This window comes from Streptomyces flavofungini, assembly GCF_030388665.1.
Lineage (GTDB): Bacteria > Actinomycetota > Actinomycetes > Streptomycetales > Streptomycetaceae > Streptomyces > Streptomyces flavofungini_A.
Map to the genome: position 1 here is coordinate 1,702,560 of NZ_CP128846.1, position 22,289 is coordinate 1,724,848.

The window sequence follows — 22,289 nt, forward strand, 5'->3', positions numbered from 1 at the left end:
AGATTCGGTGGAGATTACGCCACCGAAACTTACTCAGCCGTAAGTAATCTGTCCCGCCCTTACCCTTGTGGCCGCATTTCACCTGCTGACCTGTGACGATCGTGCGCCTATGGGCGCTTCCCACCCCCCTCCCGGAAGGGATCGGGGTGGGGTACCGTCACCGGCGCTGTGCGGAGCGCCACAAGGAGCACCATTGCGCGAGTTCACGAACCCTCCCATGGCGTCGGCGCCACGGGTGGGCGGCCTTGCCGACGCCGTGTTCGACCATGCCCTTGAGGATCCGGTCCGCGTCGTCCTCGGCCGCAAGCGTGACGGGGTCTGGGAGGACGTGACGTCGGCGGAGTTCCGCGACGAGGTCCTCGCGCTCGCCAAGGGGCTGCTCGCGCAAGGCGTGCGGTTCGGCGACCGGGTCGCCATCATGTGCCGCACCCGCTACGAGTGGACGCTGTTCGACTTCGCCCTGTGGACCGTGGGCGCGCAGGTCGTCCCGGTGTATCCGACGTCGTCGGCCGAGCAGGTCTTCTGGATGCTGCACGACGCGCAGGTCTCGGCGGCGATGGTCGAGCACGAGGACCACGCCATGACCATCGGCTCGGTCGTGGACCGGCTGCCGCAGCTGCGCCGTCTGTGGCAGCTCGACGGTGACGCGGTACGGGCCCTCACCGAGGCCGGGCGCGCCATGGACGACGAGGTGGTGCACCGCCACCGGCGCGCCGTCACGCCGGACTCCGTGGCCACCGTGATCTACACCTCCGGCACCACCGGCCGCCCCAAGGGCTGCGTCCTGACCCACGCGAACTTCATGTTCGAGGTGGACACGCTCATCGAGCGCTGGGAGCCGGTGTTCCGCGGCAAGCGCGGCGACGAGCCCTCGACCCTCCTCTTCCTGCCGCTCGCGCACGTCTTCGGGCGCATGGTGCAGGTCGCCGCGGTGCGCGCCCGCGTCAAGTTCGGCCACCAACCGAGCCTGAACGCCGCCGCCCTGATCCCCGACCTCGCCGTGTTCCGGCCGACGTTCATCCTGGCCGTGCCGTACATCTTCGAGAAGGTCTTCAACGCGGCCCGCCGCAAGGCCGAGCGGGAGGGCAGGGCGGGCCCGTTCGACAAGGCGGTGGAGGCGGCGGTGCGGTACGCCGACGCGATGGAGGCCAAGGCCTTCGGCACCGGACCGGGGCCCTCGGCGACGCTGCGGATGCAGCACCAGGTCTTCGACAAGCTCGTCTACGCCAAGGTCCGCGACGCCATGGGCGGCAGGGTGCGGCACGCGATGTCCGGCGGCTCCGCGATGGACCGGCGCCTCGGCCTGTTCTTCGCGGGCGCGGGCGTGCAGGTCTTCGAGGGGTACGGCCTGACCGAGTCCACGGCCGCCGCGACCGCCAACCCGCCCGAGCGCACCCGCTACGGCACGGTCGGCCAGGCCATCCCCGGCACCACCGTGCACATCGCCGAGGACGGCGAGGTGTGGCTGCGCGGCGGCCATGTCTTCCAGGGCTACCTCAACGACCCCAAGGCCACCGACGCGACCCTGCACGACGGCTGGCTCGCCACCGGCGACCTGGGCTCCCTCGACGACGACGGCTACCTCACCATCACCGGCCGCAAGAAGGAGATCCTGGTGACCTCCGGCGGCAAGAGCGTCTCGCCCGCCCAGCTGGAGGAACGCGTACGCGACCACCCCCTGGTCGCCCAGTGCATCGTCGTCGGCAACGACCGCCCCTACATCGCCGCCCTCGTCACCCTCGACGCGGAAGCCGTCGAGCACTGGCTGTCCATGCGCGACAAACCCCCGATGCCCCCCGGCGACCTGGTCCGCGACCCCGACCTGGAGACCGAGGTGCGGCGGGCCGTGGTGGCCGCCAACACCCTGGTCTCGCAGGCCGAGTCGATCCGCACCTTCCGGATCCTCGCCCACCAGTTCAGCGAGGAGCACGGTCTGCTCACGCCCTCGCTGAAGCTCAAGCGCAAGGCCATCGAGCAGGCGTACGCGGACGAGGTGGAGGCGCTCTACCACTCCTGACCGGCGGCACGCCTGACCGGCAGCACTCCTGACCGGCGCCGCTCCTGACCGGCGCCGCTCGTGGGGCGCCGGTCCTGGGGGCGCGGGTCAGCCGCAGTCCTGGCTCGACCCGCTCTGGCTGATCCGCAGGGCGCCGCCGCCGGTGTCGGCGCTGTCGCGGACGCAGTAGCCACGGGTCTTCTGGAAGACGAGGTCGGCCGGGCTCGACGAACCGCGTTGTGCGGTGAGGCCGGTGAAGTGGATGCCCGTGCTCTCGTTGGCGATGACGGCCGGGCGGCCGTCGTCCGACCCGAAGCGGACCTCGCTGTCGACGAAGGTGATCCGGTCGGCGCGGCGGATGTACCAGCCGTACGCGGGCCGGGTGCCGATGCTCTTCGGGTTGTAGTCGGTGGACTTGTTGCTGGGCACGTCCGTCGGCATGGTGCCGTTGCCGCCGGGCACCGTGAGGTCGACGTCGGTGAAGGTGACGTCCTTGATGCGGCTGTGCCCGGACTCGCCCCACAGGGTCGGCGAGAAGGACGGGCTCGCCCCGGTCGCCTTGACGTTCGTGTAGGTGATGTCGCTGATCGAGCCGACGCCGGGGTTGTTGCCGCAGCGTTTGCGGTTGCCGATCTTCTGCATGATCGGTGAGCGCACGCCGGTCATGGTGATGTCCTTGTAGTGGACGTCGGAGATCTTCGAGCCGTCCATGGACACCATGCCGAGGCCGGATTTCTCCGAGCCCTCGATCCTGATCCGCTCGAAGCGGTAGTCGGTGAAGTCGCCGCAGGTCTCCGAGCCGAACATGAGCGCGTTGCAGCATCCGGCGGAGAGGTAGGAATCGCTCACGCGCACCCGGCCGTTGGACAGCTTCGCGCCGAGCGCGTAGTCGCTCTTGAACGCGAGCGCGTCGTCGTTGGCGTCCAGGTGGGCGCCTGTGATGGTCACGTCGGTGGTGTTGATGATGTTCCAGCCGTCGCGGTCCATCGCGGTGTCGATGGTGAGGCGGTCGGAGACCACGTCGTCGCAGCCGTTGATGAGCGCCGCGAAGTGGCCGCCCTCGCGCAGCGTGAGCCCGTCGCCGATGCGCAGGCCCTTGCACCGCGTCAGCGAGATGATCTTGTCGGCCTCGCCGGACTTCGGGTCGCCGGTGATCAGGGCGCCGTCGCCGTCGATGACGCCCTCGCCGACGAAGCCGATGTCGGTCAGCCGGTCGCCGTGGATCATCGCGTTGCGGAAGTGGCTGTGGCCGTAGTCCTGGTAGTCGTCCCACTCGTTGGGCTCGGGCGGGTCGTAGTCGTCGGCGCCGTTGCCGGAGAGGGTCGCGCCCTTGTCGATCCGGAGCGTCACGCCGCTCTTCATGTGCAGGGTGTTCTTGGACTCGTACGTCGCCCTGCCGTCCCCGGGCAGGCGCACGGTGCCGCCGCCCGCGGCGTTGGCCGCGTCGACGGCCTTCTGGATGGCGGGGGTGTCGTTGCTGGAGCCGTCGCCTTTGGCGCCGTAGTCACGGACGTCGAACTCGGCTGCGGGCAAGGGCGGCGAGGGCACGGACGTGGGGGGCGTCGTGCTTGCTCCGGCGGGGAACTGCGCGGCTCCGGCGGGCCGGCCGTCGAAGACCGCGAGCACCGCGAGCGCGGCGAGGCCCGCGGCCAGGGCTCCGGTCCATGTGCGTGATCTGATCGGTGGTCTGCTCATGTCCCGTCCCCTCGCTGTGCGTCGGCGGTCCGGGGCCGGTGCGGCCCCGGACCGTTCCCGTCCCGGCCGGGCCGGACGGCGACCGCGCGCCCCACGGCGCGCGGCCACCGCCCGCCCGGCCGGTGGTCGTGCGACCGGCCGGGGTCCCTTCCGGCTAGCCGATGGTGACGCGGAAGATCTTGTCCGCGCCGTCCGGCTGTCCGCCGTTGCCGTCCGCGTTGGTCGTGGACAGCCACAGCGCCTTCGCGCCCGGCACGGTGGTCACCGAGCGCAGACGGCCGTACTGGCCGACGTAGAAGGCCTTGGCCGTGCCGACGTTCTCGTTGTCGGCGTTGATGGGGATGCGCCACATGCGCCGGCCCTTGAGGGCCGCCATGTAGACCGCGCCGTCGACGATCGCCACGCCGCTCGGCGAGGCTTCCGCGACGCCCCAGGTCTTCTTGGGGTTGGTCATGCCGGAGACGTTGCAGTTGCCCTCGCAGGTGGGCCAGCCGTAGTTCTTGCCCGGCTTGATGAGGTTCAGCTCGTCCTTGCTCGCGTCGCCGAGCTCGGCCTCCCACAGGCGGCCCTGCGGGTCGAAGGCGATGCCCTGCGGGTTGCGGTGGCCGAGGCTGTACACGTAAGTGCCGAAGGGGTTGCCGGGGGCGGGCTTGCCGTCCCTGGTCATCCGCAGGATCTTGCCGTTGAGCGAGTTCTTGTCCTGCGCGAGCGGCTTGTTCTGGGCGTCGCCGGTGGTGGCGTACAGATAGCCGTCGGGGCCGAAGGCGAGGCGGCCGCCGTTGTGGTACTTGGCCTTCTTGATGCCCTTGAGCAGCACGGTGTAGCCGCTGAGCGAGGAGCCGTCGTACGTCATGCGCGCGACGCGGTTGCCCTCGGACGAGGTGTGCATGAAGTACACGTAGTGGTTCGTCGCCCACTGGGGGTCCACGGCGACGCCCATGAGGCCGCCCTCGCCGCCCGTCGTCTGTGACTCGGGCACCGTGCCGACCTGCTTCTTCGCCGAGCCGTCGGCCGAGATCGACCAGACCCGGAAGTCGTCGCGCTCGGTGACAAGCGCCGACTTGCCGTCGGGCAGCCAGGACGTGCCCCAGGGTATGGTCCAGCCGCTGGAGACGGTCTTGATGTCGGTGGGCTCGCCGGCGGGCGCGGCCGGGGCGGCCGACACCGACGGGACGTACACCACGAGTCCCGCCGTCAGCGCGGCCGTCGCGGCGAGCGCCACCTTCCGGGCCAGACGGCTCCTGCTCCTGCTCCTGCTGTCGTGCACGAGAACCTCCATGGGGGGTGTGGGCGTGGGGGGGGGTGAGAGGGTGACCGGCGCTCGATATGACGCAGCGTCAGCCACCGTACCGAGCAACGATCTTGGCGAACGCGTACGGCTGCTGGCCGATGCCGCCGCACGAGTCGCCCGGATGGACTCGATGGCGGACTCGTCGGAGCCGCCCTTGAGCGGTCTGCCGCCGTCCCAGGCCGGGTCGCAGCCGCCGTCGGACAGGACGAACGCGAGCGTGAACCACTTCACGCCGGTCGCGGCCATCACGTCGGTGGGCCTCTGCGGGTTGCCCCGGCCCAGGCACTCGTAAGGAGCGGCGTGGATCGTGCCGGCAGCGGGGCGATGCCGAGGGCGGCCGTGAGGGCGAGGCCGCCCAGGACGCCGATCTTGCGACGCATCGTGGTCGTTCTCCTCAGACGAGTTGGTAGCCGCGCATGCCCGTCAGGAGCATGTACGTGTTCTGCAGCGAGCCCGAACTGTCGCCGAGGGAGCGGTAGATGCCCCACTTGGGCCGCACCCGGTCGGCGAGGAAGGTGTCGATGCCGGACTTCGACTTGTCGATGACGGTGGTGGTGCCGCTCTTGAGGATCCACCGCACGGAACCCGACGAGCCGTCGCCGATCTTGATCTGGAAGTCGACGTCGGTCCACTTGTCGTGCAGCGGCGCCAGGTCGGTGCGGCCGACGAGGATGTCCTGCTCGAAGATCTTCAGCTCGATGGTCTGCTTGCCGTCGACCCGGCGCAGGGACTGCACGACGATCGGCGCGCTGCCCGCGCCGGGCTGCTTCATCTGCATGATGTGCGTGAAGCTCGTCGTCGCCCTGAGCGTGGCGGGCAGGAACATGCGGTACGTGACGCGCCAGGTCTGGCCCTTCTGCCACTTCAGGAACGAGTCGCCGTTGCGGCAGCCGGTGACCTCGTGGCGCTGCCGGTCGTCGCTGGTGTCGCGGTCGACGGTGTGCATGGTGAAGCGGAAGTTGTCGCCCTCGGCGAAGATGTGCGGTTTCGCGGCCGGGTGCGAGTTCGCGCGGTCGTCCTCCAGCGTCTCGAAGGCGCGCAGACCGACGTCGCGGGCGGACGGGGACCAGCGCAACCGCCAGTCCGCGGCGGGCGCGGCGGCGGCCGGCGACAGACCCGCCGCCGTGGCGGCCGCGCCCGCGCCGGTGCCGAGCGCCGCGGCGAGCAGGGCTCTGCGGGAGGGGGTCATGAGGGGGTCACCTCTTCTTCCTGAGTTGCTCGTTCATGATCAGAAAGGCCCCGAGACCGTGGAAGTCGTTGGTCTGCCGGGGCCGGGCTATGTAGAAGGCGTAGTCGCCGACGTTGGTGCCGATGGAGATGTCCGTGAGGTCGGTCAGACCGTCGGATCCGAGTGAGATCTTCTTCAGGACTCCGGCGTACCCGCGGCGTGCGACGCTCTGGTACGACGGCGCCACGTACCCCTTCTCGGCGGCGCGGGACAGCGCGAAGGTGAACATGCTCGAGCAGGACGTCTCCGTCCAATTACCTTCCCGCGTCCCCTTGTTGACGACCTGGAACCAGCGTCCGGTGGCGGGGTCCTGGGCCCGCGCGATCCCCGCCGCCAGCGTGCGCACGTGCCCGAGCAGCTCCGGGCGGCCCGGGTCGCTGCGCGCGGTGGCGTCCAGGACGTTGACGGCGGCCATGGAGTACCAGCCGATCGCCCGGCACCACTGCTCCGGTGCGCGCCCGGTGTCCTTGTCGGCCCAGGTCGCGGTGCGCGACTCGTCGTAGGCGTGCTGGAACAGGCCGTTGTCGGCCTGGAGGTGGCGCGCGTACACGTTCAGCTGCTCGACGGCCTCGCGGTCGGTGTACGCCTCGTCGCCGAACTCCTTGCCGTACTCGACGAGGAACGGCGTGACCATGTAGACGCCGTCCGACCAGAGTTGGTGCGCGCGGCTCGCGGTGTCGGCGTGCCAGAAGCCGCCGTCCCGGGTGCGCGGGTAGGTCTTCAGGCGGTCGCGGATCTTCCGGGCGGCGACGCGGTAGCGGTCCTCGCCGGTCTCGTGGTGCAGGATCACCAGGAGCCGCCCGGCCTGGATGCTGTCGAGGTTGTTGAACTTCTGCCCGATGTTCCCCTCGGCGTCGACGAAGCGGTCCACGTAGCTCTTGATGTACGTCAAGTAGCGCGCGTCGTGGGTGCGTTGGTACGTCTGGTACTGGCCGAAGAGGTAGAGGCCGACGGGGTAGGACCAGCCGCCGATGGTGGTGGGCGTGAACCGGGTCGTCGTCGACTCGACCATGGCGACGGACCAGTCCGTCGCCTGGGGCCGCGCGGTGGGCGCCCGATCCGCGCCGGGTGCGCCCTGCGCCGACGCGGGCGCCGCCTGCGCGGTGAGGGCGGCGGACCCGGCGAGGACCGCGGCGAGGACGGCGCGGGCGGCCCTGCGGCGCGGGCGGGCGGGTTGCGGTGGGCGCGGTGTCGGTGAGGTGGGTGAGCTGTGACGGCGCATCAGGTTCCTCCCTCGCGGTAGGCGTAGCCGGGGTGGTCCGGTGCGGGCCCGCGCGCCGCGTCGACCAGGGCGCGCACCACGCCGTGGTCGGGTGAGCGGTGGCAGGCGGGGTCCGTGCGGGCGGCGTCGCCGGTCAGGGCGTACGCCTGGCAGCGGCAGCCGCCGAAGTCGACGGTGCGCAGCTCGCAGGAGCGGCAGGGCTCACGCATCCAGTCCTCGCCCCGGTAGCGGGTGAACGCGGGCGACTCCCGCCAGATCCAGTCCAGCGGCCGGTCCCGCACGTTGGGGGCGTCCGCGCCGAGCAGCTCCGCCGCGGCCGGGCAGGGCAGCACCGTGCCGTCGGGCGTGACGGTCAGGGACACCGCGCCCCAGCCGCCCATGCAGGGCTTGGCGGTGGCGTCCACGTAGTCGGGCGCGACCCACACCAGCTCCATCCGGCCGCCGAGCCGTACCCGCCAGCGCTCCAGGGTCGCCCGGGCGCGGGCCACCTGCTCCGGGTCGGGCAGGAGCGCGTCGCGGTTGCGCAGCGCCCACCCGTAGAACTGGGTGTTGGCCAGCTCGATCCGGTCGGCGCCCCAGGCGAGGCCCAGCTCCACGAGGGCGTCGAGGGCGTCGAGGTTGGCGCGGTGCAGGACGGCGTTCAGGCCGAGCGGCAGGCCGGCCTCGCGGACGAGGCGGGCGGCGCGCTCCTTCGCGCCGGTGGCCCGGGCCCCGGCGATGAGGTCGGCGCGGGCGGGGTCGGCGTGCTGCACGGACAGCTGGACGCTGCGCAGGCCCGCGTCGACGAGCCCGGCGAGGCGCGCCTCGTGCAGGCCGACGCCGCTGGTGACGAGCTGGGTGTGGATGCCCGCCGCGTCGGCCGCCGCGACGATGTCCCGCAGATCGCGGCGCAGCAGCGGCTCGCCACCCGACAGATGCGTCTGGACGACGCCCAGGTCGGCGGCCTGACGCAGCACGTCGCCCCACTCGTCGCCGGACAGTTCAGCTGACCGACTGTTCAGTTTGACCGGGTTGGAGCAATAGGCGCAGCGGAGCGGGCAGCCGTGGGTCAGCTCGGCGAGGAGGGCCCAGGGCGGCTCGGGCGCGGGGGTCATCGCAGCCACCTCTGCGCCCGCAACCGGCCCAGGAACACCGGGACTTCGGCGCCGACCGGCGCGCCCGGGTGGCGCCGCTCGAGCTCCGCGACGATCCCGGCCACGTCGCGCTCCCCGTCGCACAGCGCCAGGATGCTCGCGGCCGCGCCCCGCAGCACCACGACGCGCTCGGGCAGGAGCAGCAGGTCGCCACCGCGTACCCGGTCGTGGCGCAGGACGACGGAACGGGCGAGGACGGGGCGCCAGTCGGGGCGTACCGGCTCGTCCTCGGCGGCGCCCGGACCCTCGGCTCCGACCGGGTCTTCGGCGGCGCCCGGCCTGTACGCGCCGACCGGGCCCTCGGCGACCGGCGCGTGACCGTTCACGAAGGTCTCACGCACGGCCGCCCTCCTCCCTCAGACCCTCGCTGCCGCCGGCCCCGTCCACCGCGTCGAGCAGCGACCACAGCACGTCGCACTTGAAGGCGAGCGCCGCCACGGCCCGCTCCTGCTCCTCGCGGGTGCGGGCCCAGGCGCGCACCAGGCCGAGCGCCTCCTGGCCGTCACGGCCGCCCTGGCCGACCCGGCCCCGGAAGTAGGTGAGGCCCTCGGTGTCGATCCACGGATAGTGCCGCTCGAACGCGGCGATGCGGGTGCGCATCAGGTCGGGCGCGGACAGCTCGGTGAGCGAGGCGGCGACGGCGTCGAGCGCGGGCCGCAGGCGGCAGAAGTTGACGTACCCGTCGACGGCGAGCCGCACCCCGGGCAGCACCCGGGAGGTGTCCCACAACTCCTCGCGCGCGATGCCCGCGGCCTCGCCGAGCCTGAGCCACCGCTCGATGCCGCCCTCGCCGGGGCGCTCCCCGTCGTGGTCCCTGATCCGCCGCGACCAGCCCCGGCGCAGCGCGGGGTCGTCGAACTTGGCGAGGATCAGGGCGTCCTTGACGGGGATGTGCCGTTGGTAGTGGAAGCGGTTGGCGATCCAGCGGCGCAACTCGGCCCGGGTCAGGGTGCCTTCGTGCATGCGGACGTTGAAGGGGTGGCGGTCGTGGTAGCGCGCGGCGGAGACGGCGCGCAGCCGCTCGGTGAGTTCGTCGGGGGTCCAGGGCGCCCGGCCGGAGTCCGCTCCGGGGCCCGTCTCGGTCTTGACGGTCGTGGTCACAGCTCGATCACCATCCGGTCCTGCGCGACTTCGAGCCCCCAGTCGGCGAGTTGCTCGTGCTGCTCGGCGCCCGGGTCGCCGAGCGGGTTGGTGTTGTTCAGGTGCGTGTAGAGGCAGCGTCCGGGCAGCCCGGCGAGCCGGTGGGCGGTGCCGCCGGGCCCGGCGACGGGCAGATGGCCCATGCCGGTGGCCGTGCGGTCGCTGAATCCGGCCCGCCGGGGTTCCTCCTCGTCCCAGAAGGTGCCGTCGACGAGGACGACGTCCGCTTCGCGGGCGGCCTCCTCGAAGGCGTCGGTCCAGGCGGCGAGCGCCGGGGCGTACAGGACGGTGCGGCCCGTCCCGGTGTCGGTGAGGCGCAGGGCGACGGACCAGGGGCCGTCGTCCGGGCCGAGGTCGGCGGCGTAGCGCGGCCGCTTGGCCGAAACCCGCACCGCGGCGACCCGCACTCCTGAATGGCGGTTCAGTCGCTGCCCGGATTCCGTGAGTTCGTTCCAGCGCGCCTCGGTGTACGGGCCGAGCACGGCGCCGAGCCCGAGGCGGTCCCGGACGGCGCCGAGCACGGGCGCGGTGGCGAGCACGTCGACGCCGTCGCGGGCCTCCCGCAGCCGGGCGATGCCGAGGGTGTGGTCGAGTTCGGCGTCGGTGAGGACGACGCCGGCGAGCGGGGAGAGGCGGGTGTCGGCCCCCGGCCCCGCGTCGGGGAGCAGGCCGGGGCAGGACTCGATCTGCTCGCCGATGTCGGGGGTGGCGTTGACGAGGTACCAGCGGCCCGGGCTCGCGCGCAGGGCGAGCGAGGCGTGCAGGCGGCGGCGTTCCGGGTGGGCGCGTGCCCCGGCACAGCCGGGGCACGCGCAGTTCCACTGGGGGAGTCCGCCGCCCGCCGCGGTGCCGAGCACCTGGAGCAGCATCGGTGCGGGTCTACCGGTCGGCGAGGCGGTACGCGGTGACCTCGAGCGAGGTCTCGACGACCGTGAACTCGGGGGTCTGCCAGCCGGTGGGCCCGGTCTCGGGAGAGACGGCGGTGACCTCCGACGTCTCCATCTCGTGAGTGTTCATGTGCGTGTTCCTACCCTTCCTGAAAAGTGGGGGTTCAGGAGTCACTGGGACAAAATGCCGTGCACGCGCCCAGGGTGTTCACATGGATGGCCTGTGTTCAGCGACGTGCAACAGAGTTGCGTCATGACGGGACGCGGTCAATGGTTCGGACCGATAAGGTCGGAGCTATATCTAGCCATTCTCAGGGCGCCGGAGAGCGGCAACGCCACGCCAGGAATGCGACACGGGCCCTGATCGTTGACCATGGACGTACCACCCGACGACGTATAAGGATCGAGAGCTCGTGAGCAAGGTCCCCCCGATCATCCTGAACAACGGCATCGAGATGCCGCAGCTGGGCTTCGGTGTCTGGCAGGTGCCGGACGACGAGGCGGAGCGGGCCGTGGCGACGGCGCTGGAGTCCGGGTACCGCAGCATCGACACGGCGGCCGTCTACGAGAACGAAGTGGGCACCGGCAAGGGCATCGCCGCCTCCGGAATCGACCGCGACAAGCTCTTCGTCACGACGAAGCTCTGGAACGACCAACAGGGGTACGACTCGGCGCTGCGCGCCTTCGACGCGTCCCTGGAGCGGCTGGGCCTGGACTACGTCGATCTGTACCTGATCCACTGGCCCGTGCCGTCCGCGGACACGTACATCGACACGTACAAGGCCTTCGAGAAGATCCTCGCCGACGGTCGCGCCAAGTCCATCGGCGTCTCCAACTTCCTTCCGGAGCACCTGGAGCGCCTCATCGACGCCACGTCGGTGATCCCGGCGGTCAACCAGATCGAGCTGCACCCCCACCTCCAGCAGCGCGCCTCCCGCGAGTTCCACGCCCAGCAGGGCATCGCCACGGAGGCCTGGTCCCCGCTCGGCCAGGGCAAGGGCCTCCTGGAGGTCCCGGCGATCATCGCCATCGCCCAGAAGCACGGGCGCACGCCCGCGCAGATCGTGCTCCGCTGGCACATCCAGCTCGGGAACGTCGTCATCCCCAAGTCGGTGACGCCCTCCCGCATCAAGGAGAACATCGACGTGTTCGGCTTCGAGCTGGACCCGGAGGACATGGCGGCGATCAGCGCCCTGAACGAGGACCGGCGGCTCGGGCCGGACCCGGCGGAGATGTAGCCCTGGAAGTCCGTGCCGGTCCGCACGGACGGGTGAGTTCCGTGGACCACCCGCGTCGGCCCTTCGGGGTCTGCGCAGGTGGTCCAGTTCTTCGCGGACCCTGAGGGATTCGGGGTGGTCGGGGCCGAGTGCGGGGGCGACGTGCCGGGCGGCCCACTCCAGGAGGGCGACCGCCTGCGGGACATCGCCCACGACGGCACAGCGGTCCACCGCCCTGCGGTACGTCACGACGGCGCCCTGCGGGTCGCCGGCCTCCACGGACAGCGAGGCGACACGGCGGACGGCGGCGAGCGTGTCGGGGTGCAGCTCGCCCGCCGCGCCGCGCCGCAGCTCCAGTGCCCGCGCGTACGCGTCGAGGGCCAGGTCCAGATCGTCGGCGTCCAGGTGGACGCGGGCCAGGGCCTCCAGGGTCGCCACGCTGTCGGGGTGGTGTCCGCCCAGCGCCGCCGTCCTGAAATCCAGCACCGTCTCGTACAGCGCCAACGCGCCCCCTACGTCGCCGACCTCGCGCAGGGCGCCCGCGAGCCGGTCGTACGACAGCCAGGTGCCGACGTGCCCGTCCCCGAGGGATCTGATCCAGGCGTCGAGGACGCGTTCGCGCAGCGCGATGGCCCTGGTCCAGAATCCCGCGGAGCTGAGCGCGTCCGCGAGGCGTTCCATCGTGAGCAGGGTCTGCGGGTGGTCGTCGCCCAGCTCGGCGGTCCAGCCGGCGAGCGACTCCTCGTACAGCGCGATCGCCTGCTGCCAGTTCTCGCCCGCCACGTGCACCGCCGCCAGCCGGTCCCGCAGGCCCAGGGTCTCCGGATGCGTCTCGCCGCGCACCGCCGTGCTGTGCGCCAGCGCCTCCTCGTACGCATCGATCGCCCGGGGCCGGCCGGGCTCGGAGCCTTCGTACACGGACGCGAGATCGCTCATGGCCTCGATGGTCCGCGGATGGTCGTCCCCGAACGCCAGCGCGGAGGCGGCCAGCGCCGACTCCGCCTCGCTCTGCGCCCGCTCCTGGTCGCCCGCCCCGCGCGCGGCGGCGGCGAGCCTGCCGCGTACGTCGATGGTGAGCGGATGCCCTTCGCCCAGCGCCCTGCGGCACTCCGCCAGGGTTTCCTCGTACCGGGACACCGCCTTTACCGGGTCGTCCTCCAGCACGGTGCCGGCGAGGCCCGCGCGGGCGGCCAGCGCGTGCCGGTCGTTGCATGTCCGCCATTATTCGCCTTGCGCGCCCTCGCGGGACCAGGTCAGCTTGACGGTCAAGTGCCCCTCGGCGGCGGTCTTGGCGATGACGGCGCCCGCGGCGGCGCTCAGCTTGACGCCGAACTCCAGGGATATCTCATCGGGGTCGAGCGCCTGCGTGCGGAAGGTCCGCAGGGCCGAGAGGGCGGCACCGCGCACGTTGTCGAGCGCCGACTCGAACCGGCCCTCCACGTCGTGGATCTCGCCGTTGCCGTCCCGCCGCGACACGGACCTGTACCCCGGATCCTTGGAGTCCACCTCCACGACGACCGGCCCCTCGTCCGACTCCCACCGCATCAGCTCGTTCGCCATGCGCCCCCCTGGGTCAGGTGTCCTGCTCCCCTGCCTCCACGATCCCTCAACACGTGCGCCGATACGCGAGAGTGGGCAAATGCGTCCGCCATTCGTCCCGGGCGAGACCGCCTCCGGCGCGTTCACAGGCCCGGTCGGCGCTCGGACAGCAATCCTCACGCAGCCTATTCAACTTTGACTAGACTGTCCGGCATGGCCGAGAAAACCATCCCTCTCCTGCCCTGCGTGACCGTCCAGCCGATCGTCGACTTCTACACCGCCCTCGGGTTCGAGACGACCTACCTCCAGAAGAGCCCCTACGCGTACGCCGTCGTCGAACGCGGCACCGTGGAGCTGCAGTTCTTCGGCATGAAGCAGTACGACCCGGCCGAGTCGATCTCGGGCTGCTACATCCTCACGGACGACGTGGAATCCCTGCACGCCGCGTTCCGCGCGGGGCTCAAGGCCGCGTACGGGAAGATCCCCAGTCGTGGGCTGCCGCGCATCGGGCCGCTCAAGGACATGTCGTACGGGGTGCGGCAGTTCCTGATGACCGACCCGGCGGGGAACAGCATCCGCGTCGGCCGGCAGATCAGCGAGGATCAGTCGCACCGGCCCGCGCCGAAGGAGACATTCGCGCGGGCCCTGCACATCGCGGACGTCTTCGCCGACTCCAAGGAGGACCTCGCGGGCGCCGCGAAGGTCATCGACCGCGCCCTCGCCCTGACCGACGAACGGCCCACCCCCGCGCAGCTTCTGCGGCTGCTCGTGCTGCGCGGGGACATCGCCCAGCGGCTCGGCGAGGACGCGCTCGCGGGGCAGTTCCTGGAGCGGGCCGCCGGGGTCGACCTCACGGAGGAGGAGCGGGCGGAGGTGCGGGACGCGTTGGTGCGGTTGGAGGAGTTGCGGGGGTGAGGGCGTGAGGGCGGCTGGGGGGTGAGGGGGCGGTGACGGGGCGCGGGCCTCGATCTCGCCCGCCCCCGGCCCCGGCCTCACGCCTCCCGGACCGCGACGTGCACCGTGTGCGCCGTCAGCAGGAACAGGTCGGCGCGCCGGTGCAGGCTCTCGGGGTCCTGCGGGTCGAGGAGGCGGTCGAGGGTGGCGCGGTCGTCGGAGTCGAGGATCGGGTTCTCGGAGTCGGCGGCGAAGTCGCGGTAGCGGCCGAACGTGGTGATGATGTGGTCCCGGGCCGCGTCCGGCAGCGGCGCGGGCAGGTCGACTAGGAAGCTGCGCGTCGCCACGTGACGCAGGCCGGCCGCCGTGAGCAGCGCGGCCCAGTCCTCCGTCGCCTCCTTCGCGCCCGGCAGGTCGGCCCGCATCCGCGCGAACCACTCCTCGTTGGCCGCGTCCAGGCGGGCCTGGAGCCCGGGGCGGCCGATGCCGAAGTCGCGCGGCAGGCTGCGCGGCGCGAGGCCCCCTTCGAGGATCGCGAGCGTGCCGCCGGGCGCGAGCCGGTCCGCGAGCGCCGCGAGTGCGGCCACCTGGTCGCCGACATGGTGCACGGAACGCGCCGCCCAGATGAGGTCGGCGGGCGGCAACTCGCCGAGGCCGTTGGGGAGTTCCGCGCGGTGCGTACGCACCCGGTCCGCCAGGCCGAGGCGCGCCGCGCGCTCCACCGTGCGCGCGAGCAGCGCCTCCTCGGGGTCCGCCGCGATCACCTGGGCCTGCGGGAACACCTCGGCGAACAGGCAGGCGACGACGCCGGGGCCGCTGCCCGCGTCGACGATCAGGGACGGGTCGCCGTCGGCGGAACCCTCGTCGGCGCGACCTCCCTCACCAGCAGCGGCCCCGTCACCAGCGGGGCGCTCACCCTCGCGTACCGCGCGCAGGTCCCGCAGCCAGGCCGCCACCTCGCGGTACACGGGGGCCGTGACCTCCGCGTTCTGCTCCAGAACGGGGGCCATGACGGCCCAGTCGATGTCGGCGTGCCCGTGGCTGTGCCCGTGACCTGCCCCCTGCCCATGACCGGTCCCGTGGCTGTGCCCAGGACCGGCTCCATGACCGTGCCCGGCCCCGAGGCCGTGCCCATGACCGGCCCCATGGTCACGGGCGGTCTCACGCCCATCCCCGTGGCCGTCCTCATGCCTCTGCGCCACGCCCTCACGCTCCGCCACCGTCACCGCCGCCTCTCCTGCGTTCTCGGCGCTTCCGCACCCTTCGTGGTTACGACGCCAGCCTGCTCCCCGTGCGCCGGTTCCGGCCAGTCGCGTTGCCGTTTCGGCAAATGGTGGAAGAAGCGTCCGGGAGGGGCCGTCGCCGGTGCCTCAGCCTCAGCCCGGCGACTTGCGGAACGCCTGGAGTGTGAACTGCGGGTCGGGGCGCCGGGCTCCCTGGTCCGGTAGCTCCGCGAGGCGGCGCTCGAAGCGGGCTGCCAGCGGGCTGTCCGGCGGGACGCTGGTGAACCAGCCCCGGCGCAGGTCCTCGATCGTGCTGCGGGGGCTGCGGCCCTGGCCGTGGCCGAGGAAGCGGGTCCGGCCCGCGCGGGTGAGGCCGTACGCGGCCGCGTACTGCTCGACGCGGGCCGCGCCGTCCACCGGTGCCCTGACGGGGCGGCCCGCGAGCACCGCGTCGATGTCGCTGCCCACGTCGTGCGCCGCGGCCTTGTCGACGGTGGTGACGAGGACCCCGCCGGGCCGCAGGACCCGCGCGCACTCGCCCACGACGGCCGCCGCCTCGTCCGGGTCGGGCAGCAGGTGCAGCAGCCACACCGCCGACGCCGCGTCGAACGTCCCGTCGCGGAACGGCAGGCTGCGGCTGTCCCCGAGCACGATGCCGCCGGGCACGCGGTCTGCCGCCATCCGCGCCATGGCGTACGCCGCGTCCACACCCACCACCCGCAGCCCCGGCCGCGCCACGAGCCGCCGCGTGACCAGGCCCGTGCCGCAGGCCACGTCGAGCAGCGCGCCCGTCCCCGCCGGCAGCAGCGAGCACACCGCCTCGGCGGCGGCCACGGCCCGTGGCTCACCCCCGCGCGACGCGTCGTACCGCACCGCCTCCTTGCCGTAGTCGAGCATCAGGCACCCGCTCCGTTCCCCGCGCGGCCCCGGCCGGGCCCCGGTCCGGGCGGAAGGCTTCCCGCGGGCCGCGAACCGGGTGGGCGCCGCATGGCCGTGACCGGACCCGACGAGCGCCGCACGGCCACGCCGGGACGTACCCCCGGCCCTCCGGGAAGCGTCCCTGGCGGCAGTGCGCGTCCTGCCGCGGCGGCGCGCGCCTGCCCGCCCCGCCGCCCCGTTCCGTACCGCATCATTCCGCTCCGTGGCCCGTCGCCAGCGCCTCGACCCTGCGGGCCAGTTCGAAGTCGAGGTCGGTGAGGGCGCCGCCCGCGCTGTGGGTGTTCACGGCAAGCGCCACGGTGTTGTAGCCGAGGGTCACTTCGGCGTGGTGGCCCAGTTCCTCCTGGACCTGGGAGACGTGCACGACGAACGCGGTGGCCGCGAAGTGCGAGGGGAGGCGGTAGGCGCGGGTGAGCTTCACCTCGGCGGCACCGGATCCGGCGGAGGCGGCAGCAGCACCGGCCTCCGCGTGGCCCGATGCGAGCGACCAGCCGGGAAGCTCGGCGAGCCGGTCCTCGATCTCCTTCTGCGAGAGCGGTTCGAGAGGCATGGCCGCGCTCCTTCCTGCGTTTGTGCGGGTGGGGACCTTGTCGTGCCAGCGTGCCACAGCACCTGCCGGGCGGAGCGGCGCCAGCACGCCCCCGCGGGCCGCCGCCGCACACATCCGGCCGCGGCACCGAAGCCCCCGCCGCGCGACCGCTCCCGCCCAGCGGGCCCTCAGCGCCGCACGCACTCCCCCGCCAAGTCGTCCGCCACCGCCGCGATCACCGCGCGCCCCTCGGTCAACCGCACCCACTCCTGGGGCAGTTCGTGGTCGCCGCGCAGCGCACCGACGAGGTTGCCGCAGACGGAGCCGGTGGAGTCGCTGTCGCCCGAGTGGTTCACGGCCAGGAGCAGCGCGTCCTCGACGACGGGGGTGACGAGGGCGGCGTACACGCCGATGGCCAGGGCCTCCTCGGCGATCCAGCCCTCGCCCAGGGACGCCACGCGCTCGGCGCTCGGCTCGCCCGCGGCGGCCAGGTCGACGGCGGCAGTGAGGGCGGTGGACGTCTCCTCGTGCCCGGCGTACCGGGCGAGCAGCCGCAGGGTGCGCAAGGCGGCGCCTTCCAGCGAGTCGCCCTCGACGAGATGCGCGACGATCGCGGCGAGCGCGCCCGCCGCGTAGTAGCCGGTCGGGTGGCCGTGGGTGATCTGGGCGCAGCGCGCGGCGAGTTCGAAGGCGCGGTCGGCGGGTGCGCGCGTGAGGCCGAAGGGCGCGGAGCGCATGACGGTGCCGCAGCCCTTGGAATCGGGGTTGACGCGGCCGCGCGGGCCGAGTTCGAGGGCGGGGTCGGGCACGTACCCCTGAGCCAGGCCGCTCAGGCAGGCGTTGCCGGGGGCGCGCCGGGCGTACAGCCAGGCCTGGGAGCTGAGGTCGGCGGGGTCCGGTGGCCCTGGCGGGGTGTCCGGCCGCGCGTCCTGCGTCGGCCCGGGGCGCGGGTCGGGGCCCGGCTTGTGCTGGGTGTCCAGCCAGCGCAGATACGCCTGTTGGACCAGCGCGGGCGCCGCGCCCCCGATGCCCTTGCGGCGCTCGCGGGCGTGCGCGGTCCGCAGGGCCTCCGCGGTGAACAGCGTCATCTGGGTGTCGTCGCTGATCCGGCTGAGGCCCACAGCGTTGACCACCGGCCCCCGCAGGCCGCGCGGTCCGTGCGCGGCGCGGATGGCGTCGAGGGAACTGAACTCGACCGCGTACCCGAGCGCGTCACCGACCGCGCCGCCGAGCAGACAGCCGCGCACCCGGGCCCGGTACGCGGCGGTTGCCTCCCACGACAGCGGGTCCCACGGATTCGTCATGTGCTCCTCCTCGATTACCGTCTGTGCCATGCCAACTGTCGCGCCTCGCCGTCGGAACAGTGAAGTCGGTCCCCAGAACGCGGGCACCGGCCGCGCCAAGGGCCCGCGCAAGCCCGCGCCGTCAGGGGCGGCCGAGCCGTCCGAGGTGGGCGCGCTGCTGCGCGCCTGGCGCGAGGAGCGGCGCGTCAGCCAGCTGGACCTCGCCCTGCGCGCGGACTCCTCCGCGCGCCACATCAGCTTCGTCGAGACGGGCCGCGCCAGGCCCAGCGAGGACTTCGTCCTGAAGCTCGCCGAGCACCTGGACGTGCCCGTGCGCGAGCGCAACGCGCTGCTGCTCGCCGCCGGGTACGCGCCCCGCTTCAAGCAGACCCCCCTCGACGACCCGTCGATGGCCACGCTGCGCGCCGGTCTGGAACAGCTGCTCCAGGGCTACGAGCCGTATCCGGCGCTGGTCGTCGACGCGACGTACCAGGTGGTCGCCGCGAACAGCGGCATCGCGATGCTCCTCGACGGGATCCCCGATGACCTGCTCCAACAGCCGCCCAACGCGATGCGCCTCGTGCTGCACCCGCGCGGCCTCGCGCCGAGGATCCGCAATCTGCGGGAGTGGCGCGAGCATCTGCTGCACCAGATGGGGCGGCAGATCGCCCTGCACCGGTCGGCGGAGCTGAAGGCGCTGTACGAGGAGGTGGCGGCGTACCCCGTGGCCGATCCCGGCGAGGACACGGCTGCCGACGGGCAGGTGGTGCCCTTCGCGCTGCCGCTCAGGATCGAGCACGAGGGCCGGGTGCTCTCCTTCGTGTCGTCGATCTCCACGTTCAACACGCCGATGGACGTGACCGTCGCCGAGCTGGCCATCGAGACCCTGCTTCCGGCCGATCCGGCGACGGTCAAGTACCTCCAGTCGAAGGCGTAGCGGGGCGCCGGGCACCCGCGGGAGCGGCGGCCGGGGCGGCCTTTCGGGTGCCGGCCTTCGTCAGGTCCGGGGCGGCCGGTCGTCCTTGCCGCCGCCCCGCCCGGGTCCACCGCCCGGGCCCGTGCCGTCGTCCGCCCCCTTGCCGCCCTCCGGTTCGTCCTCCACGATCTCCGCCTCGACGACGCCCTCGTCGGCGCCGCCCCGGGCCCCGGCGCCGTCCCCCTGCGGCGGGGCGTCCTGCGCGCCGCCGCCCTCCGGGCCGGGCTGACCGGGGGGCTGGTTCGCCTGCGCGGCCGCGTACATCGCCTGCCCCATGCGCTGGCTGACGGCGGCGAGCTTCTCCGCCGCGGCCCGGATGGCGAGGGTGTCGTCGCCGGTGAGCAGCGGCTTCAACTCGGCTACCGCGGACTCCACTTCGGCCTTGGTGTCGGCGGGGATGCGGCCGTCCTCGCCGCCGTTGTCCCGCAGGAACCGCTCGGTCTGGTAGAGGAGCTGCTCGGCCTGGTTGCGGGTCTCGGCGGCCTCGCGGCGCTTGCGATCGTCCTCGGCGTGCGCCTCCGCCTCACGGACCATGCGGTCGATGTCGTCCTTGGGCAGCGCCGAACCGCCGGTGACGGTCATGCGCTGCTCGCGTCCGGTGGCCTCGTCCTTGGCGGAGACGTGCATGATGCCGTTGGCGTCGATGTCGAAGGTGACCTCGATCTTCGGCACCCCCCGGGGCGCGGGCGGAAGCCCGGTGAGGTCGAAGACGCCGAGCTTCTTGTTGTACGCGGCGATCTCGCGCTCGCCCTGGAAGACCTGGATGCCGACCGAGGGCTGGTTGTCCTCGGCGGTGGAGAAGGTCTCCGAACGGCGGGTGGGGATGGTGGTGTTGCGTTCGATGAGCTTGGTCATGATGCCGCCCTTGGTCTCGATGCCGAGGGACAGCGGCGTCACGTCGAGCAGCAGGACGTCCTTCACGTCGCCGCGGATCACGCCCGCCTGGAGGGTCGCGCCGAGGGCCACGACCTCGTCGGGGTTGACGCCCTTGTGGGGGTCCCTGCCGGTGAGATCCCGCACCAGGTCGCCGACGGCCGGCATGCGCGTGGAGCCGCCGACGAGGATGACGTGGTCGACCTCGGCGAGCTCGACGCCCGCGTCCTTGACGGCCTGGTCGAAGGGGCGCCTGCAGCGGTCGAGGAGGTCGGCGGTCAGCTCCTGGAACTGGGCCCGGGTGAGCTTCTCGGTGAGATGCAGGGGGCCCTCCGCGGACGCGGTGACGTAGGGCAGGTTGATGTCGGTCTCACTGGACGAGGACAGCTCGATCTTCGCCTTCTCGGCGCCTTCGCGCAGGCGCTGCAGGGCCATCTTGTCCTTGCCGAGGTCGATGCCGTGCGCGTTCTTGAACTGCCGCACGAGGTACTCGACGATCCGCTCGTCCCAGTCGTCGCCGCCGAGCTGGGTGTCACCGTTGGTGGCCTTGACCTCGATGACCCCGTCGCCCATCTCCAGGAGCGACACGTCGAAGGTGCCGCCGCCGAGGTCGAAGACGAGGACGGTCTGGTCGTCGCCCTTGTCGAGGCCGTAGGCGAGGGCGGCGGCCGTCGGTTCGTTGATGATCCGCAGGACCTTCAGGCCCGCGATCTCCCCGGCCTCCTTGGTGGCCTGGCGCTGGGCGTCGTCGAAGTACGCGGGCACGGTGATCACCGCGTCGGTGACGTCCTCGCCGAGGTAGGACTCGGCGTCCCGCTTGAGTTTCTGCAGCACGCGGGCGGAGAGTTCCTGGGCGGTGTAGCGGGAGCCCTCGATGGTGCCGGACCCGCTGTCCGGGAAGCGCCAGCTCCCGTCGCCCATGTGGCGTTTGACGGAGCGGGCGGTGCGCTCCACGTTGGTGACCGCCTGGCGCTTGGCGACCTCACCGACGAGGACGTCCCCGCTCTTGGCGAAGGCGACGACCGACGGAGTGGTGCGGGCGCCCTCCGCGTTCGCGATGACGGTGGGCTCACCGCCCTCCAGGACAGCCACCACCGAGTTCGTCGTCCCGAGATCGATCCCGACCGCACGTGCCATGTCCAACAACCCCTTCCGACGCGGCGCTACTTCGCCCTCCAGCACAAAACTTGAGCGGGCTCTTGTCAATGCCGCGTACGGGGGCGGGGTGTGCGGGCGGAGCGCCGGGCCCGGCTGGGGCGGGCAGGCCCGGGCGGGTCGAGGCGGGTCGAGGGGAGTCGGGGCAGGGCAGGTGCGGGCAGGGCGGGCAGAGCCGGGCGGGGCGGGGCGGGTCGAGCCGGCCGGAGTGCCGGGTCCCGGTTCCCGCGCGTCCGGCGCCGGACATGGCGAAGCCGCCGGCCGGTGGCTCCGGTCGGCGGCTTCGCGGCGGTCGTGCGGGGGCTCAGGCCAGCTTGGCCGAGAGCGTGATCGTCGTGCCCGTGAGCGCCTGGCTGACCGGGCAGTTGGCCTTGGCGTCCTCGGCGGCCGAGACGAAGGCGGCCTCGTCGAGGCCCGGCACCTCGCCCTCGACGGTGAGGTGGATGCCGGTGATGCCGGTGCCCGGCTGGAAGGTCACGTCGGCGGACGTGACGAGCTTGGTGGGCGGGGTGCCCGCGCCGGTGAGGCCGTGGGAGAGGGCCATGGAGAAGCAGCTGGAGTGCGCGGCGGCGATGAGCTCCTCCGGGCTGGTCTTGCCGTTCGCCTGCTCGGCGCGGGACGGCCAGGAGACGGCCTGCTGCCCGATGCCCGAGGAGTCGAAGGTCACGGTGCCTGAGCCCTCGGTCAGGCTGCCTTCCCAGACCGTGTGTGCGGAGCGCGTGGTAGCCACGATGCCAAATCCCTTCGGTGAAGTTCCTTGGGGTCCATCCGATCACACTCCGGGGCCGGTCCGCGCGCCGGGCGGCCGCGCACGGCCGAAGGGGGGACCGGCCGCCGCGGGGCCGCCCCGCACGTCCCGGGCACGCCATGCAACGCGATGCCCTCAACCGTGCGTCTGAAGAGGTGAGTTGAGGCGCACGACCGAGCGCCTCGGCCGGACGCGACGATCGTGAGGGACACGTTGCACCAGCACACTGAGGGAACGACAGCTGGACGCGGGGCGGGCGGGGCGCCCCGGCGGCGAAGAGCGTACGCGGCGACCGTCGCCGCGGCGGCGGCCGTGGCGCTG

The 22,289-nt window shown here is 72.6% G+C and carries 21 protein-coding genes and 1 pseudogene; 4 read left to right on the forward strand and 18 right to left on the reverse strand.

Going from position 1 to position 22,289, the window contains the following annotated elements; translation table 11 throughout:
• Positions 1 to 193: 193 nt before the first annotated feature.
• The gene (locus QUY26_RS06580) at positions 194 to 2,017 is read left to right on the forward strand and encodes an AMP-dependent synthetase/ligase (RefSeq protein WP_289944176.1); all 1,824 of its coding nucleotides are present in this window, start codon (positions 194 to 196) and stop codon (positions 2,015 to 2,017) included.
• A gap of 87 nt (positions 2,018 to 2,104) precedes the next feature.
• Here the strand turns inward: QUY26_RS06580 and QUY26_RS06585 are convergent, their stop codons facing one another.
• The 10 genes from QUY26_RS06585 to pqqA all read right to left on the reverse strand — a co-directional run bounded on the left by QUY26_RS06585 (position 2,105) and on the right by pqqA (position 10,722).
• Positions 2,105 to 3,691 (reverse strand): glycoside hydrolase family 28 protein, encoded by a 1,587-nt coding sequence (locus QUY26_RS06585; RefSeq protein ID WP_289944177.1) that lies wholly within the window; start codon positions 3,689 to 3,691, stop codon positions 2,105 to 2,107.
• A gap of 154 nt (positions 3,692 to 3,845) precedes the next feature.
• Complete coding sequence (locus tag QUY26_RS06590) at positions 3,846 to 4,970, reverse strand: PQQ-dependent sugar dehydrogenase (RefSeq protein WP_436840278.1); 1,125 nt, start codon at positions 4,968 to 4,970, stop codon at positions 3,846 to 3,848.
• A gap of 257 nt (positions 4,971 to 5,227) precedes the next feature.
• Positions 5,228 to 5,362, reverse strand: coding sequence for a hypothetical protein (locus QUY26_RS06595; protein WP_289944179.1), 135 nt, complete (start codon positions 5,360 to 5,362; stop codon positions 5,228 to 5,230).
• Between the two features lie 14 nt (positions 5,363 to 5,376).
• Entirely contained in the window at positions 5,377 to 6,171 is a 795-nt protein-coding gene (locus QUY26_RS06600; RefSeq protein WP_289944180.1) for a Tat pathway signal sequence domain protein, read from the reverse strand.
• Between the two features lie 7 nt (positions 6,172 to 6,178).
• Positions 6,179 to 7,432 (reverse strand): glycoside hydrolase family 88/105 protein, encoded by a 1,254-nt coding sequence (locus tag QUY26_RS06605; RefSeq protein WP_289944181.1) that lies wholly within the window; start codon positions 7,430 to 7,432, stop codon positions 6,179 to 6,181.
• On the reverse strand, positions 7,432 to 8,526 hold the full coding sequence (pqqE, locus tag QUY26_RS06610) for a pyrroloquinoline quinone biosynthesis protein PqqE (RefSeq protein WP_289944182.1): 1,095 nt from the start codon (positions 8,524 to 8,526) through the stop codon (positions 7,432 to 7,434). Before pqqE ends, QUY26_RS06605 begins: the two co-directional genes overlap by 1 nt.
• Positions 8,523 to 8,906, reverse strand: a complete 384-nt coding sequence (gene pqqD / locus QUY26_RS41125) for a pyrroloquinoline quinone biosynthesis peptide chaperone PqqD (RefSeq protein WP_436840279.1) — start codon at positions 8,904 to 8,906, stop codon at positions 8,523 to 8,525. The genes pqqE and pqqD overlap by 4 nt, the downstream gene beginning before the upstream one ends.
• Entirely contained in the window at positions 8,899 to 9,666 is a 768-nt protein-coding gene (gene pqqC / locus QUY26_RS06620) for a pyrroloquinoline-quinone synthase PqqC (RefSeq protein ID WP_289944183.1), read from the reverse strand. Before pqqC ends, pqqD begins: the two co-directional genes overlap by 8 nt.
• Positions 9,663 to 10,574 (reverse strand): pyrroloquinoline quinone biosynthesis protein PqqB, encoded by a 912-nt coding sequence (gene pqqB, locus QUY26_RS06625; protein ID WP_289944184.1) that lies wholly within the window; start codon positions 10,572 to 10,574, stop codon positions 9,663 to 9,665. The genes pqqC and pqqB overlap by 4 nt, the downstream gene beginning before the upstream one ends.
• Before the next feature lie 10 nt (positions 10,575 to 10,584).
• Positions 10,585 to 10,722: a pyrroloquinoline quinone precursor peptide PqqA gene (pqqA, locus tag QUY26_RS06630; RefSeq protein ID WP_289944185.1), complete on the reverse strand. Its 138-nt coding sequence runs from the start codon at positions 10,720 to 10,722 to the stop codon at positions 10,585 to 10,587.
• A gap of 325 nt (positions 10,723 to 11,047) precedes the next feature.
• Here pqqA and QUY26_RS06635 point away from each other — a divergent pair, with 325 nt between their 5' ends.
• On the forward strand, positions 11,048 to 11,830 hold the full coding sequence (locus tag QUY26_RS06635; RefSeq protein WP_289955527.1) for an aldo/keto reductase: 783 nt from the start codon (positions 11,048 to 11,050) through the stop codon (positions 11,828 to 11,830).
• 333 nt (positions 11,831 to 12,163) lie between these two features.
• On the opposite strand, the pseudogene QUY26_RS40905 reads toward QUY26_RS06635, so the two are convergent.
• Together QUY26_RS40905 and QUY26_RS06640 are read right to left on the reverse strand one after the other, a co-directional pair.
• Positions 12,164 to 12,745, reverse strand: a pseudogene (locus tag QUY26_RS40905) (tetratricopeptide repeat protein); the annotation flags it as partial.
• 285 nt (positions 12,746 to 13,030) lie between these two features.
• Positions 13,031 to 13,369 (reverse strand): CU044_2847 family protein, encoded by a 339-nt coding sequence (locus QUY26_RS06640; RefSeq protein WP_289944186.1) that lies wholly within the window; start codon positions 13,367 to 13,369, stop codon positions 13,031 to 13,033.
• Between the two features lie 192 nt (positions 13,370 to 13,561).
• Between QUY26_RS06640 and QUY26_RS06645 the strand changes: the two genes are divergently transcribed.
• A complete protein-coding gene (locus tag QUY26_RS06645; RefSeq protein WP_289944187.1) occupies positions 13,562 to 14,263 on the forward strand; it encodes a bleomycin resistance protein in 702 nt (233 codons plus the stop codon).
• A 77-nt stretch (positions 14,264 to 14,340) separates the two neighbouring features.
• Here QUY26_RS06645 and QUY26_RS06650 read toward each other — a convergent pair whose 3' ends face one another.
• The 4 genes from QUY26_RS06650 to QUY26_RS06665 form a co-directional block, all read right to left on the reverse strand.
• Positions 14,341 to 15,252, reverse strand: coding sequence for a class I SAM-dependent methyltransferase (locus tag QUY26_RS06650; RefSeq protein WP_289944188.1), 912 nt, complete (start codon positions 15,250 to 15,252; stop codon positions 14,341 to 14,343).
• A gap of 366 nt (positions 15,253 to 15,618) precedes the next feature.
• Positions 15,619 to 16,362, reverse strand: coding sequence for a class I SAM-dependent methyltransferase (locus QUY26_RS06655; protein ID WP_289944189.1), 744 nt, complete (start codon positions 16,360 to 16,362; stop codon positions 15,619 to 15,621).
• A gap of 232 nt (positions 16,363 to 16,594) precedes the next feature.
• A complete protein-coding gene (locus tag QUY26_RS06660) occupies positions 16,595 to 16,954 on the reverse strand; it encodes a 4a-hydroxytetrahydrobiopterin dehydratase (protein WP_289944190.1) in 360 nt (119 codons plus the stop codon).
• 167 nt (positions 16,955 to 17,121) lie between these two features.
• Complete coding sequence (locus QUY26_RS06665) at positions 17,122 to 18,237, reverse strand: ADP-ribosylglycohydrolase family protein (RefSeq protein WP_289955530.1); 1,116 nt, start codon at positions 18,235 to 18,237, stop codon at positions 17,122 to 17,124.
• A gap of 28 nt (positions 18,238 to 18,265) precedes the next feature.
• Here QUY26_RS06665 and QUY26_RS06670 point away from each other — a divergent pair, with 28 nt between their 5' ends.
• Positions 18,266 to 19,153, forward strand: coding sequence for a helix-turn-helix domain-containing protein (locus QUY26_RS06670; RefSeq protein ID WP_289944191.1), 888 nt, complete (start codon positions 18,266 to 18,268; stop codon positions 19,151 to 19,153).
• Between the two features lie 60 nt (positions 19,154 to 19,213).
• Here QUY26_RS06670 and dnaK read toward each other — a convergent pair whose 3' ends face one another.
• Together dnaK and QUY26_RS06680 are read right to left on the reverse strand one after the other, a co-directional pair.
• Positions 19,214 to 21,202 carry a molecular chaperone DnaK gene (dnaK, locus tag QUY26_RS06675; protein WP_289944192.1) on the reverse strand — a complete coding sequence of 663 codons (1,989 nt, stop codon included), beginning with the start codon at positions 21,200 to 21,202 and terminating at the stop codon, positions 19,214 to 19,216.
• Between the two features lie 322 nt (positions 21,203 to 21,524).
• Positions 21,525 to 21,950, reverse strand: a complete 426-nt coding sequence (locus QUY26_RS06680) for an OsmC family protein (RefSeq protein WP_289944193.1) — start codon at positions 21,948 to 21,950, stop codon at positions 21,525 to 21,527.
• Positions 21,951 to 22,289 lie beyond the last annotated feature (339 nt).

Coding starts and splice junctions, on each gene's coding strand:
- QUY26_RS06585 (WP_289944177.1), bottom strand. CDS start 3,691: ATGAGCAGACCACCGATCAGATCACGCACATGGACCGGAGCCCTGGCC.
- QUY26_RS06590 (WP_436840278.1), bottom strand. CDS start 4,970: ATGGAGGTTCTCGTGCACGACAGCAGGAGCAGGAGCAGGAGCCGTCTG.
- QUY26_RS06595 (WP_289944179.1), bottom strand. CDS start 5,362: ATGCGTCGCAAGATCGGCGTCCTGGGCGGCCTCGCCCTCACGGCCGCC.
- QUY26_RS06600 (WP_289944180.1), bottom strand. CDS start 6,171: ATGACCCCCTCCCGCAGAGCCCTGCTCGCCGCGGCGCTCGGCACCGGC.
- QUY26_RS06605 (WP_289944181.1), bottom strand. CDS start 7,432: ATGCGCCGTCACAGCTCACCCACCTCACCGACACCGCGCCCACCGCAA.
- pqqE (WP_289944182.1), bottom strand. CDS start 8,526: ATGACCCCCGCGCCCGAGCCGCCCTGGGCCCTCCTCGCCGAGCTGACC.
- pqqB (WP_289944184.1), bottom strand. CDS start 10,574: ATGCTGCTCCAGGTGCTCGGCACCGCGGCGGGCGGCGGACTCCCCCAG.
- pqqA (WP_289944185.1), bottom strand. CDS start 10,722: ATGAACACTCACGAGATGGAGACGTCGGAGGTCACCGCCGTCTCTCCC.
- QUY26_RS06635 (WP_289955527.1), top strand. CDS start 11,048: ATGCCGCAGCTGGGCTTCGGTGTCTGGCAGGTGCCGGACGACGAGGCG.
- QUY26_RS06640 (WP_289944186.1), bottom strand. CDS start 13,369: ATGGCGAACGAGCTGATGCGGTGGGAGTCGGACGAGGGGCCGGTCGTC.
- QUY26_RS06645 (WP_289944187.1), top strand. CDS start 13,562: ATGGCCGAGAAAACCATCCCTCTCCTGCCCTGCGTGACCGTCCAGCCG.
- QUY26_RS06650 (WP_289944188.1), bottom strand. CDS start 15,252: ATGGCCCCCGTTCTGGAGCAGAACGCGGAGGTCACGGCCCCCGTGTAC.
- QUY26_RS06655 (WP_289944189.1), bottom strand. CDS start 16,362: ATGCTCGACTACGGCAAGGAGGCGGTGCGGTACGACGCGTCGCGCGGG.
- QUY26_RS06660 (WP_289944190.1), bottom strand. CDS start 16,954: ATGCCTCTCGAACCGCTCTCGCAGAAGGAGATCGAGGACCGGCTCGCC.
- QUY26_RS06665 (WP_289955530.1), bottom strand. CDS start 18,237: ATGACGAATCCGTGGGACCCGCTGTCGTGGGAGGCAACCGCCGCGTAC.
- QUY26_RS06670 (WP_289944191.1), top strand. CDS start 18,266: ATGCCAACTGTCGCGCCTCGCCGTCGGAACAGTGAAGTCGGTCCCCAG.
- dnaK (WP_289944192.1), bottom strand. CDS start 21,202: ATGGCACGTGCGGTCGGGATCGATCTCGGGACGACGAACTCGGTGGTG.